General features: G+C 26.5%; 13 protein-coding genes. All 13 read left to right on the top strand.

What is annotated here, in order from left to right; genetic code table 11:
• The 13 genes from nrdF to KGF45_RS15245 all read left to right on the top strand — a co-directional run bounded on the left by nrdF (nt 1) and on the right by KGF45_RS15245 (nt 12,560).
• Nucleotides 1-972 (top strand): class 1b ribonucleoside-diphosphate reductase subunit beta, encoded by a 972-nt coding sequence (gene nrdF / locus KGF45_RS15185; protein WP_227829592.1) that lies wholly within the window; start codon nt 1-3, stop codon nt 970-972.
• Nucleotides 973-1,056: 84 nt separating this feature from the next.
• Nucleotides 1,057-1,686 (top strand): GyrI-like domain-containing protein, encoded by a 630-nt coding sequence (locus KGF45_RS15190; RefSeq protein ID WP_227842844.1) that lies wholly within the window; start codon nt 1,057-1,059, stop codon nt 1,684-1,686.
• A gap of 51 nt (nt 1,687-1,737) precedes the next feature.
• Nucleotides 1,738-2,637 (top strand): helix-turn-helix transcriptional regulator, encoded by a 900-nt coding sequence (locus tag KGF45_RS15195; RefSeq protein ID WP_227842845.1) that lies wholly within the window; start codon nt 1,738-1,740, stop codon nt 2,635-2,637.
• Between the two features lie 340 nt (nt 2,638-2,977).
• Complete coding sequence (locus KGF45_RS15200) at nt 2,978-3,607, top strand: hypothetical protein (protein ID WP_227829589.1); 630 nt, start codon at nt 2,978-2,980, stop codon at nt 3,605-3,607.
• A complete protein-coding gene (locus KGF45_RS15205; protein WP_227829588.1) occupies nt 3,608-4,390 on the top strand; it encodes an ABC transporter permease in 783 nt (260 codons plus the stop codon).
• The gene (locus KGF45_RS15210; protein ID WP_227842846.1) at nt 4,383-5,252 is read left to right on the top strand and encodes an ABC transporter ATP-binding protein; all 870 of its coding nucleotides are present in this window, start codon (nt 4,383-4,385) and stop codon (nt 5,250-5,252) included. The genes KGF45_RS15205 and KGF45_RS15210 overlap by 8 nt, the downstream gene beginning before the upstream one ends.
• 31 nt (nt 5,253-5,283) lie before the next feature.
• Nucleotides 5,284-6,243, top strand: coding sequence for an ABC transporter substrate-binding protein (locus KGF45_RS15215; protein ID WP_227829586.1), 960 nt, complete (start codon nt 5,284-5,286; stop codon nt 6,241-6,243).
• Between the two features lie 160 nt (nt 6,244-6,403).
• A complete protein-coding gene (locus tag KGF45_RS15220) occupies nt 6,404-7,096 on the top strand; it encodes a response regulator transcription factor (RefSeq protein WP_227829585.1) in 693 nt (230 codons plus the stop codon).
• 9 nt (nt 7,097-7,105) lie between these two features.
• Nucleotides 7,106-8,098, top strand: coding sequence for a sensor histidine kinase (locus KGF45_RS15225; RefSeq protein WP_227829584.1), 993 nt, complete (start codon nt 7,106-7,108; stop codon nt 8,096-8,098).
• Nucleotides 8,099-8,364: 266 nt separating this feature from the next.
• Nucleotides 8,365-9,216: an undecaprenyl-diphosphate phosphatase gene (locus tag KGF45_RS15230; RefSeq protein ID WP_227829583.1), complete on the top strand. Its 852-nt coding sequence runs from the start codon at nt 8,365-8,367 to the stop codon at nt 9,214-9,216.
• Nucleotides 9,217-9,319: 103 nt separating this feature from the next.
• Nucleotides 9,320-10,066 carry an ABC transporter ATP-binding protein gene (locus tag KGF45_RS15235; RefSeq protein ID WP_227842847.1) on the top strand — a complete coding sequence of 249 codons (747 nt, stop codon included), beginning with the start codon at nt 9,320-9,322 and terminating at the stop codon, nt 10,064-10,066.
• A complete protein-coding gene (locus KGF45_RS15240) occupies nt 10,066-11,982 on the top strand; it encodes an FtsX-like permease family protein (RefSeq protein WP_227842848.1) in 1,917 nt (638 codons plus the stop codon). Before KGF45_RS15235 ends, KGF45_RS15240 begins: the two co-directional genes overlap by 1 nt.
• A 143-nt stretch (nt 11,983-12,125) precedes the next feature.
• A complete protein-coding gene (locus KGF45_RS15245) occupies nt 12,126-12,560 on the top strand; it encodes an N-acetyltransferase (protein WP_227829580.1) in 435 nt (144 codons plus the stop codon).
• Nucleotides 12,561-12,802 lie beyond the last annotated feature (242 nt).

Here is a 12,802-nt window from a genome sequence, read left to right on the forward strand (position 1 = left end):
ATGACATTTAAATTACATAAAACACATGATGCAGTTAATTGGAATAAAGAAGAAGATGGATTCACACAGGCTTTTTGGGAACAAAATGTAAAACAATTTTGGCTTCCTGAAGAAATATCTGTTTCTAAAGATATTAAGGTATGGAATGAATTAGATGATAATGAAAAAGATTTATATAAAAAAGTATTAGGTGGACTGACATTACTGGATACAAAGCAAGGGAATAATGGGATTCCATCGATGATGAGTTTAACAGATAATCTTCAAAGAAAAGCAGTTTTATCTTTTATGGGTACTATGGAAGAAATACATGCAAAAAGTTATTCTTCTATATTTATGACTTTGCTTTCTAACTCCGAGATAGATGATTTATTTGAATGGATAGAAACAGAGCCAACATTACAACGAAAGGCTGATTTAGTTTTAGCTCAATATGAAAATACTACAAACCAAAAGAATTTATATTTATCAATGGTTACAAGTGTGTTTTTGGAGAGTTTCTTGTTTTATTCAGGATTCTTTTATCCATTGTATCTGTCTGGTCAAGGAAAAATGGTTGCTAGTGGAGAAATAATATCACTTATTCTTAGAGATGAGTCTTTACATGGTAAATATATAGGACTTCTTGCGCAAGAAATATACAATTCATTTGACAATGCTGATAAGAAAAAATTAGAAGATAAGATGTATTCTATACTTGATATTCTTATGGAAAATGAGATAGAGTATACAAATGTAATATATAAAGATAGTGGACTTGAAGAAGAGGTTGTAGATTTTTTGAAATACAATGCAAATAGAGCTTTAGAAAATTTAGGATTTGAAAGACTTTATACTGTAAATGCTATCAATCCAATTGTGTTAAATGGACTTAGTACTGAAACTAAAACACATGATTTCTTTTCAACTAAAGGTAATGGATATCAAAAAGGGGTCTATGAAGAGTTAGAAGATGAAGATTTTATAATATAATTTATTTTATAAATTGTGACACACTGTTGTCACTTTTATCATGATAATATCAATGTATAAAATAAATATACGGAGGTATTTTTTATGAAGTATGAATGGAGAAAGAAAGATAAAAAGTTATATTTACCTAATGAGAATCCTGTAATAGTTGATGTACCAGAACAGAAATTTATTATGATAAAAGGAAAAGGAAATCCAAATGATAAAGAGTTTAGTGAGGCAATTGGAGTTCTATATTCTTTAGCATATGCAATAAAAACTATGCCTAAAAAGGGTATTGTGCCAGAAGGTTACTTTGATTATACTGTTTTTCCATTAGAAGCTATATGGGATAAAACAGAAGATAGTAAATGTTCAAGTACACTTATTAAGGAAGAATTGATTTATACTATAATGATACGTCAACCAGACTTTGTTACACAAGATTTATTAAGCAAAGCAATTGAGATAGTAAAAAAGAAAAAGCCACATAATCTGATTGAAAATGTTGAATTTGGAATTATTAATGATGGACTATGTGTTCAAATGCTTCATAGAGGTTTATATGATAATGAACCAGAGAGTTTTATTATTATGAATGAATTTTGCAAGAAAAATAAACTTATAAGAAAATCTGATATACATCGTGAAATATATATAACTAATGAAAGTAAAGTATCAAATGCTGATTTGTTGAAGACTGTTTTGCGTTTTGAAGTAAAAAGAGAGATGTAAGTATATATATTGCTTTATTGTTATACTATAATAAAGTAATGAGGTGATTATATGAAAAGTAATAGATTATTTGAAATTATTTATATCCTGTTAGATAAGAAAAGAGTCACTGCAACGGAGTTAGCTGAACACTTTGAAGTATCTAGACGAACTATTTGTAGAGATATTGAAATATTGTCATCTTCTGGTATTCCAATTTATACTGACAAAGGTAGAAATGGTGGTATAGGTATTTTAGATAATTTCACTTTTGATAAATCTATTTTATCTGAGCAAGAGCAGAATGAAATTTTAGCTTCACTGGAGAGCTTAAATGCACTTAAGTATCCAAATATTGATTCTACATTGGCAAAACTTAAACCTTTATTCTGCAAATCAGATACAAGCTGGATAAGTGTTGATTTTTCTCATTGGGGTAGTGATGATAGAGAAAAAGATAAATTTGTAAAGATAAAATCTGCTATATTAGATTGTAATATTATAACTTTTGAATATATAGACACTTATGGAAAAATAAGTTTACGCTGTGTAGAGCCACTTATGATTTGGTTTAAAGAAAAATCATGGTATCTTAAAGCTTATTGTCGTAAAAAAAATGATTATAGAATTTTTAAAATTATAAGGATGAGAAATATCTGCGTCTGTGAGCAGACATTTGTGAGGAGTATACCAACAGAAGTAGGAGAAATAAAAGAAAATGAGTATAAAAATATCAATTTGGAATTGAAAATTTCTAAAGATATAGGATATAGAGTATATGATGAATTTGATATTGACAATATATCAGATGATAACAATGGAAATTTTATAGTGACTGTACAATATCCACAAAACGACTGGATTTATGGATATATACTTTCTTTTGGAAAAAATATTGAGGTACTAGAACCCATAGATGTTAGAGATAAGATTTTACAGATTATTGATGATATTAAAATAAAATATTTGTGATTACTAAAAAAAGTGAAGTATTAATTATACTTCACTTTTTTTAGTAAATTAGCAAAGTATAATTTAGTTTTTTATCACATTTTTATTTTACATATATAGAATCAGTGTCAAATTATCTATACTAATTGTGTATATATCATTATAAGTAGATTAATAGTAATATACATATGTTATTGTTAAAACAAATTGAATATATTATTTTAATATTGTAAGTAAAATAGTAATAATTTGTAAATAAACATTACTTTTTTAAGAAAAAATTAATATATTGACAAAAACTAAGTGCTCATTTAAACTAATAGTTGAGAATAATATTCAATATTAAATAATAGGAGGAGCTATGAATAAATATCTTCTAATAAATCCAGTAGCAGAAAAAATGTATGGGGAAAAGTTTAATATTATCAAAGAAACTTTGATAAAAAAAGGGTACATAATGGTTGAATGTGAGGCGCAATTAGAATATGTAAAGAATCAGTACAAAGAATATGCAAAAAAAATTGAAAATACAATGTTAGATTGTAGATGTCCAGAAAGCATAAATCTTTTAAAAAGAAATAATTTGATAAGTGGCTTTGAAGTTCCTATGATAGAACCAATATTAGTAAGGACTTGTAGAGTCTTATATGAAAAATATATTAAAAGTGAAGAAGATATGTTAATAGTAACCTGTCCATGTACACAATTAAGAGATTTTGCAAGTGAAAAGTTTAAAGGCAAAGATAATGCTGTATTTTATACATGGAAGGAATTTGCTGAAAAAGAAGGTATAAAATCACTTGGAAAAATAGATGAATCTCCAATTCCATTAGGATATTTTAAGGATTCTTTTGAAAAAGTTCTTGAAGTATCAAGTGAAGATGAAATATTAAGTAAAATACAAGAAATTAAAAATGGCTCTGAGGATAAGTACGATATAGTAGAAATGTTTTATTGTAAAGATGGATGTAATAATGGAGATGGTTTGTAAATGGGCAATAAAATTAATGATAAACTTTTGAGGTTAATAAAAAGTGTTTTAATATTTTTTATAATTCTTGTATTGTGGAAAATTACAAATTATCTTAGTATTTGGAGTGAATATATACTACCACCACCTGAAAAAGTGTATAGTACATTTTTAAATATGATAAATGATGGTTCAATATTTATTAATGTATATGCAAGTATGAAAAGAGTTTTGATAGGGTTTGCAATAAGTACAATTATAGGTGTTCCTTTAGGTATATTCTTTGGAATTTATGGTAAAGTTTATGAGTACTTTAAATCATTGATAAATTTTTTGAGAAATACACCACCGCTTGCTCTAATACCAATGCTTATATTATGGTTTGGTATAGGTGAAGAATCAAAAATAATAATTATAATTTTGGCATCTTTTTTCCCAATCTTTACAAGTACATTAAAGGGGATTAAAAATTGTGATTCAAAGTTAATTGAAGTAGGCAGAGTATTTGAATTGTCAAAGCTTCAGATAATATTTAGAATAATTATTCCTAATGCAATTCTCGATATTGCAGTTGGTCTAAAGTTAGCACTTGGATATAGTTTTAGAGCAATTATAGGAGCTGAACTTGTAGCTGCTTCGTCAGGTCTTGGATATTTAATATCTGATGGAAAAGAAATGTCTAGAACAGATGTTGTTATTGTAGGAATAATTGTAATTGGACTTCTAGGAATAATTACAGACTATATATTTTCAATTATTGTAAAGAAGGTAAGCAAAGGAAAGATGGTGGAAGCATATGAGTAGTCTAGTATGTAATTCTGGGTATATAATCAGAAATCTATCTAAAAGTTATAAAGTTGATAATGAAGAACATGTAGTGCTTAGTGATATTTCTTTAAATATAGATAAAAGTCATATAACTGTAATTTTAGGTGAAAGTGGATGTGGCAAAACTACTTTACTTAGGGCAATTGCATCACTTGAAGATGTAAATAGTGGTGAAATTAGGTTTGTAAAAGATAATAAAGAGTATAAACCTAATGTTGGCTTTGTATTTCAAGAAAGTAGGTTGATGCCATGGTTAAATGTAAGTGAAAATATAGCTTTTCACAATCAACGAAAAAACACTCTTTTAAATAAAATACTCAATAAGTTAAATCACTCAAAAAGTACCACTAATAAAGATAGAAATGATAATCTTATATATTTAAATGGCAAGGATGATTTAAGTAAATCAAACAAACAAGATAGTATTGATATAGAAAAATATCTTAAAATGATGAACTTACAGAAATTTAAAAATTCTTATCCAAATGAGCTTTCAGGAGGTATGGCACAGAGAGTAAGTATAGCTAGAGCACTTTCTTTTAATCCAGATATGTTGTTTATGGACGAGCCTTTTTCAGCACTAGATTATTTTACAAGGATTGATATGCAAAATGAAGTTATAAGAATACATAAATCAACCAATAAAGGTGTAATATTTGTAACTCATGATATTGATGAAGCATTAAAGATAGGCAAAAAAATAGTTGTTTTTACAAAGGAAAGAAAAATAGAAGAATTTAATATAGAGGATGATTATAATAGAGATTTAACTTCAAATTACTATATTAAATTAAAAAAAGATATTTTAATGACAATGAAATCAAATAAAAGCATTTAAAGAAATTAATAATATTTTAAGGAGTAAAAATATGAAATTAAAAAAACTATTGATAGGTATAACAATATTAACACTTACAACAGCGTCTTTAGCTGGATGTGCAAAAAAGAATGAGGGTGAAAATCTTTCAGAAATAAATTTAACTTATGTAAAATCACCACTAAATGTGCCTTCTATAATTCAAAAACAAGATGATTTATTTGGGAAAGAATTTAAAAAGGATAATATAGCAGTTAATTTTCATGAAATAACTACAGGACCGGAGCAAACACAGGCTTTAGCGGCTGGAGAGATAGATTTTTTACATGCATTAGGAGGGACATCAGCTTTAATAGCAGCATCTAATGGTGTAGATTTAAAAATATTAAACACTTATAGTAGATCACCAAAAGGATTTATGATTTTAACAAATAATGATTCAATAAAATCAGCAGCAGATTTAGTTGGCAAGAAGGTTGCTGGACCAAAAGGAACTATATTACATCAAGTATTAATTGCAGCACTTGATAAAGAAGGACTAAGTATGGATGATGTTGAGTTTGTTAATATGGGTATTCCAGAAGCATCAGCAGCTCTTTCTGATGGTAGTGTTGATGCTGCATTGATTGCTGGACCAGCAGCTCTTAAAGCCATGAAGTCTGGAAGTAAACTTGTAGCAAATGGTGAAGGTTTAGTAGATGGTATAATAGTAACTGCTGTTAGTACAGATTTTGCTGAAAAACATCCAGAGGTAGTTGAAAGATTTATGAAAGTTGAAAAAGAAACTTTAGAATATGTAGACAATAACTTTGATGAAGCTATGGAAAAGGTAGCAAAAGAAGTTGATTTAAGCGTTGAAGAAACTAAAGAGTTATATGCTTGGTATGATTTTAGTTTAGATATAACAGACAAAGATATATCTTCTCTTGAAGAGACACAAGACTTCTTAATAAAAAATGGATTACAAGAGAAAAAAGTAGACATAAAAGAATTAATATATAATGCTAAATAGTAGAGTTAATAGTGCTAAAAGTTTAAGTTACCTTATTTAAGGTAACTTTTTCTATTCTATTGATAAAAATATATGCTAATGGTATGTTTATATATGGAGCAATATGAGAATGTAATATTAACATAGGGTAAATAAGAAAATTAAAATATGGAGGAATTATATGAGTCATAAAATATATATTGTAGAAGATGATATATCAATAAGTACATTACTTAAAGATTATATAGAGAAATATGGATTTGAAGTAATGGTTGAAGAAAACTTTGATAATATAATTACTACATTTGCAAATTTCAAGCCAGACTTAGTGCTTTTAGATGTAAATTTACCAAAGTTTGATGGATTCTATTGGTGTAGATGTATTAGACAACAATCAAATATTCCTATAATTTTTGTATCAGCTAGAGATAGTAATTTAGACCAGATTAGAGCTTTAGAAAGTGGAGCTGATGACTATATAACAAAGCCTTTTTATTATGATGTAGTAATGGCAAAGATAAAAAGTCATATAAGAAGGGTATATGGTGAATATTCGCCTAAAATAGATGAGAGAATATTAGAACTAGATGGACTAAAGTTTTATCCAGAAAGATTAGAGCTAGAGTTAGAGGATAAGACCTTGATTATCACTAAAAAAGAAGGAATATTACTTGAGTGTCTTATAAAAAAATACCCTAAAGTAGTAAGTAGAGATTATCTATTAGAAAAGATATGGGATGATATTGAGTTTGTAGAAGAAAATACTCTAAATGTAAATGTTAGTAGAATAAGAAAAAGATTTGAGGAGTTAGGTATAAATGATGCTGTTCAAACTGTACGAGGAGTAGGATATAAGTTAAATAAAAATTGGTAAGGAGAGAATATGAAATTATTATTTAAAGATTGTAAAGGCTATATTTTTATATATTATTTAGGAATATCTATGACAATTATTTATTGTAGTCTTATGAAATTTATCAGTGTAGAAGAAGCTTTATATATCTTATTGTTTAGTACTTTTATCTTATTGTTTTTTTTGATATATAAATATTATAAAAATAGAGAAGTATATAATCTCTTTAAAAAAGGTATAAACTCTTTAGATGAATCCTTTTTATATTTAGGGAGCTCTTTTTTTGGAGAAAACATATCAGTTATTTTAAAACAACAACATAGATTATATCAATCAATGATTCAGGAACATAAAAAAATACATAGTGAACATTTAACTTTTATCAACCAATGGATTCATCAAATGAAGACTCCAATATCAGTTATAAGTCTTCAACTTCAGGAATATGAAGGTGAAGAAGTTACTGAAAATATAAAAAAGGAGATAGATAGAGTTAATAAAGGTTTAAACATGGCTATGTATTTCGCAAGAGTGGATGAATTTCAGAAAGATTTTGTGGTTGAAAAAGCTAATTTGAATGATATTATAGTAGATACTATAAATGATGAAAAGAGATTATTTATAAAGAATGGGATAATTCCTAAAATAGATATAGATAAATCTATTTATATTTATACAGATATAAAATGGATGAAATTTATAATAAATCAGTTAATTACAAATGGAGTTAAATATTCTAAAGATTATAGTAAAGATTTGATTATAAAATCTGAAGAAAATAATAAGTCTATAATTTTAAGTATAATAGACAAAGGTGTTGGAATTGTATCTAAAGATATAAAAAGAGTATTTGACCCATTTTTTACAGGAGAAAATGGACGTAAATTTGGAGAATCTACAGGTATGGGACTCTATCTAGTAAAAAAAGTATGTGACAACTTAGGTCATAAGGTCAATATAAAATCAGAAGTAGGAAAAGGAACCGAAGTTTCAATAATATTTAGTAAAGATAATATAAACTAATAAGAGACTATTTTAAGATGGATTAACATTGTATTTATAATTTAAATGTCTTGTTAAAATTAATGTGTATATATTTTTTAATAAGATTTATAATTATACAATCTAATTTTAAGATAGTTTATTTTTTGCAAATATTACATAGATGTAATGTTTGTGTAATGTTTGTAGATAGTGAAATTTTCTAATGTCAATTAAAATTAATATAAGAAATGACATAAGAAAAGAAATTTTAAGAAGATTATATAGTAAAGAAAGGGTGTTTATCAATGAGTTTGGATATTATTTTTATATTAAAATCAATCATAATAGCTATAGTAGAGGGACTTACAGAATTTATTCCAGTGTCATCTACAGGTCATATGATTTTGGTGGGAAGCTTAATAGATTTTAAAGGTCAATTTGCTGAGATGTTTGAAGTTGTAATACAACTTGGAGCTATACTAGCAGTAGTAGTACTTTACTGGAAAAAAATAAAGGATAGTGTTATAGAGTTTTTTAAATTCATATTTACTGGAGGTAAGGAAGGAAAAACTGGATTTAAATTTGGAATAAATGTTATTGTAGGTTGTATACCATTTGGGATTGTGGGAGTTATATTTTATGATAACATAAAAGCATTGTTTAACTTACAATCTGTAATTATAGGGTTCATAGTTGGGGGTATTTTATTATTAGTAATAGAAACTCTATTTAGAAAAAAGAAGCACTCAACAGATAATATAGATAAAATCACTCCAGTGCAAGCTTTAAAAATCGGTGTATTACAAGTTTTATCTGCGTGGCCAGGAATGTCAAGAAGTGCATCTACTATTATGGGTGGATGGATAGCAGGGCTTAATTCTCCTACAGCAGCAGAATTTTCATTTTTCTTAGCTATACCAGCAATGGTAGCTTCTTCAGGACTAGATTTATTTGAATTTGATTATTCAATAATGACACCAACTTTGTGGATTGCTTTAATTGTTGGATTTATAGTAGCCTTTCTTGTGTCTATAGTAGTGATGGAAAAGTTCGTAAATTTTCTAAAGAAAAAACCAATGAGAGTATTTGCTATATATAGAATAGTGGCAGGTATAGTACTTGCTATATTAGCTTTTACCAATATAATTAGTATATAAACTAAAATAAATTCAGTATTTATATAAAATTTCTTTAATTAATATGAGTAGTATTTAATATATACTTCATGTCATTTTATAAATTAGAAAGGAGTTATAAATAATGAAAACCTTAATTGTGAGTAATTTGAGCAAAGTATATGGTAAAAAAATGATTTTTAATGCATTAAACAATATAAGTTTTAGTATAGAGGACGGAGAATTTGTAGGAATTATGGGACCATCTGGAAGTGGCAAGACTACTCTTTTAAATATGATTTCTACTATTGATAAAGCAACTACAGGAAAAATAGAATTAAAAGGTAAAAATCCATTATCATTAAAAGGTGAAGAACTTGCCTTATTTAGAAGAAGAGAGTTGGGGTTTGTATTTCAAGATTTTAATTTATTAGATACTTTAACTATTGGTGAAAATATAGTATTGCCATTGACATTAGATAAGGTAAGTGTAAAAGAACAAGATGAAAAGCTAAATGAAGTATCTAAAATTTTAGGTATAGAAGATTTATTAAATAAAAGGACTTTTGAAGTGTCTGGTGGCCAAGCTCAGAGGACTGCTATTGCTAGGGCATTAATCAATAAACCATCAATACTTTTAGCAGATGAGCCAACAGGTAATTTAGATTCAAAATCATCAAAGACTGTAATGGAGCTATTTCAAAAGATAAATAAAGAGAATAAAGTTACTACTATGATGGTAACTCATGACCCATTAGCAGCAAGCTATTGTAATCATATTTTATTTATAAAGGATGGAGCTATATACAATGAAATATATAAGGAAAATAGTAGAGAGCAATTTTATCAAGAAATAATGGATGTGCTTACATTATTGGGAGGAGATAATTAATGAACATAAAACAATTTGCCATTAATAATATTTCAAGAAATATTAAAGCATATCTAGGATATTTAGCAAGTATTGTTATATCCTCTTCACTACTTTTTTCTTTTATTATGTTTACAAGTCATCCAGGTTTAGATATAGCTCAATTTCCTGACTATTTAAAAGAAGGGCTTAAGATGAGTAAAATAATTGCATATTTATTTTTATTCTTCTTTGTGTTTTATTCAGTGAGTGTTTTTCTTAAGAGTAGATATAAAGAGTTTGGAATACTCTATATTACAGGTATATCAAAACGACAAGTAATGAAATTGGTTCTTATAGAAAATATAGTAATAAATATAGTATCTTCTGTAATTGGGATAATAGTAGGTTTAATTTTTTCAAAGATATTTTTAGTAACTATGTCTACTTTTTTAGAATTATCACCACTAGAATTTTATATACCATTAAATGCAATGTTTTCCACTTTAATTTATTTTATGGTTTTAGCTATATTAACATCTATATTTACTTCTTTTATAATTAAGGAAAATCAAGTATTGAAGTTACTTAAAGGTACAAAAACTCCAAAACCAGAGCCTAAAACATCACTAATACTTGCTATATTAAGTATTTGCCTGTTTATAATAGCGTATTATAGTGCTGTTACATCAACTGACCAATATACAACATATTTACGCTTAGTTCCAGTTACATCTCTGACGATAGTAGCAACTTATTTATTCTTTTCTCAATTTAGTGTGTACTTTATAAAAAAATTGAAGATGAAGAAAAGTTTTTATAGAAGTAATACAAATATGCTTTGGATTTCAAACTTAATTTATAAGGTAAAAGATAATGCTAGGATATTCTTTTTGATAACTATAACTTCTGCAGTGGCATTCACTGCTATAGGTACTGTTTACTCATTTTGGAAAGATGTAAAACGTCAAATTAATTTAATATATCCTAGCACAATATATTATTCAACAATGACTTTGCATAATGACACTAATAAACCTGACAGTAAAGAGAAAGATAAGGAAAGAATGAGTTTTATAGAAAATAAGTTGAAAAAAGAAGGTATAGATTATGCAAGAGTTAATGGTGAGTTTAAAACTGTATTTCCTAAGAAAAGTGATTTTAATGTGAGAATAATGAAAGAATCAAAGTACCTAGAAATTACAAAGACTATAGGAGTTAAGCCTATAAGTTTTGAAGATAATGAATCTATATCATTGTTTTCATCAAGTTTACCTGGAGATAAGAAAGTCAAAGAAAATGTCATTATAGGGAATAGAAGTTTAAAGGTGGCAAAACAAGTTGAAGAATGTGTTATGCCAGCGTATTATAAAAATATGTATGTGGTAAAAGATAATTTTTATGATAGTATAAAATCAAAGTTTATAATAGATAGATTTTCAACATTTGAGGTAGAAGATTCAAGTAAAACTATAGATATATGTAGACAATTTGAAGATAAATTTGATAATGAGTCTAGAATGCAACCATATTTGTTTTTCTCTAAAGAATTAATGATAGAAACTGGTAAACTAACATATTCTACATTTATGTTTTTAGCAGTATTTATAGGTTTAATTTTCTTTGTTACTACAAGTAGTTTCTTATATAATAAGTTTTATATGGATTGTCAAATTGACAAGAAAAAGTATGAACAGTTAAATAAATTGGGGATGACATATAAGGAGATTAAAAGAGCTTCAACCATTGAGATTGGAATTGTGTTTTTGTTACCTTATGTAGTAGCTGTTGTACATTCGGTATTTGCACTTACTGCACTCAAGAACTCTTTTGATATAGAGGTTGCATCATCTGCAGTTTTGGTAATGGGAAGCTTGTTTATAGTTCAAATAGTGTATTTCTTACTTATAAGAAATAATTATTTAAAAGAGATAAGATTAAATTTAGTCAATTTTTAATTAGATATATTAGTAAACTGTATTTATATAAAATAGATATTACTGGAGTTATATTAACTTATAATCCAGTAATATTTATGAGTAAAATAGACAGTATAGGATTTAAGAATAACTCAATATAATAATGAGATGAGGTAAAATTTATGATAAGAAAATCAAATAACAAAGATATAGAAAAAATAATGGAAATCTGGGAAGAAAGTACAATCAAAGCACATGATTTTATAAATAAAGATTATTGGAAAAATAGCTACAATATTGTTAAAAACGAATATATGCCTATATCTGAAACTTTTGTATATGATGATGGAGAAGAAATAAAAGGATTTATAAGTATTATAGATAATGAATTTATAGGAGCTTTGTTTATAAGTACAAATTATCAAAGTCTAGGAATAGGAAGCAAACTTTTAGATTATGTAATTAAAGAGTATAAAAATCTAAGCTTAGCAGTATATAAAGATAATAAAAAAGCAGTTGTATTTTACAATAAAAAAGGTTTTAATATAGTAAAAGAACAAGTAAATGAAGATTCAGGGTTTAAAGAATATCTAATGGAATATAGTAAACAGCTTTAGTATATTCATATTAGAATAGCGATTAAAATGTTTACTATCTAGATAGATATATTTTTATAATGGTGAGACTTAAAATCCTGAATCATATATGCTTGTAACCTAGTATATATTACAAAATATATAATTATGGGAGGATAAAATAATGAATAAAAGAGCATTTATGCATTATATTAGAATAAGAGGATAGCGCACAAATTGTGGCTATTTTACAAAAACTTATAACATGATTTTATATAAGATAT

The organism is Clostridioides sp. ZZV14-6154 (assembly GCF_020657785.1).
In the GTDB taxonomy this organism is placed as follows: domain Bacteria; phylum Bacillota; class Clostridia; order Peptostreptococcales; family Peptostreptococcaceae; genus Clostridioides.

Bases quoted from the DNA above. Each gene is read 5' to 3' on its own strand.
- nrdF (WP_227829592.1), top strand. From the start codon at position 1: ATGACATTTAAATTACATAAAACACATGATGCAGTTAATTGGAATAAA.
- KGF45_RS15190 (WP_227842844.1), top strand. From the start codon at position 1,057: ATGAAGTATGAATGGAGAAAGAAAGATAAAAAGTTATATTTACCTAAT.
- KGF45_RS15195 (WP_227842845.1), top strand. From the start codon at position 1,738: ATGAAAAGTAATAGATTATTTGAAATTATTTATATCCTGTTAGATAAG.
- KGF45_RS15200 (WP_227829589.1), top strand. From the start codon at position 2,978: ATGAATAAATATCTTCTAATAAATCCAGTAGCAGAAAAAATGTATGGG.
- KGF45_RS15205 (WP_227829588.1), top strand. From the start codon at position 3,608: ATGGGCAATAAAATTAATGATAAACTTTTGAGGTTAATAAAAAGTGTT.
- KGF45_RS15210 (WP_227842846.1), top strand. From the start codon at position 4,383: ATGAGTAGTCTAGTATGTAATTCTGGGTATATAATCAGAAATCTATCT.
- KGF45_RS15215 (WP_227829586.1), top strand. From the start codon at position 5,284: ATGAAATTAAAAAAACTATTGATAGGTATAACAATATTAACACTTACA.
- KGF45_RS15220 (WP_227829585.1), top strand. From the start codon at position 6,404: ATGAGTCATAAAATATATATTGTAGAAGATGATATATCAATAAGTACA.
- KGF45_RS15225 (WP_227829584.1), top strand. From the start codon at position 7,106: ATGAAATTATTATTTAAAGATTGTAAAGGCTATATTTTTATATATTAT.
- KGF45_RS15230 (WP_227829583.1), top strand. From the start codon at position 8,365: ATGAGTTTGGATATTATTTTTATATTAAAATCAATCATAATAGCTATA.
- KGF45_RS15235 (WP_227842847.1), top strand. From the start codon at position 9,320: ATGAAAACCTTAATTGTGAGTAATTTGAGCAAAGTATATGGTAAAAAA.
- KGF45_RS15240 (WP_227842848.1), top strand. From the start codon at position 10,066: ATGAACATAAAACAATTTGCCATTAATAATATTTCAAGAAATATTAAA.
- KGF45_RS15245 (WP_227829580.1), top strand. From the start codon at position 12,126: ATGATAAGAAAATCAAATAACAAAGATATAGAAAAAATAATGGAAATC.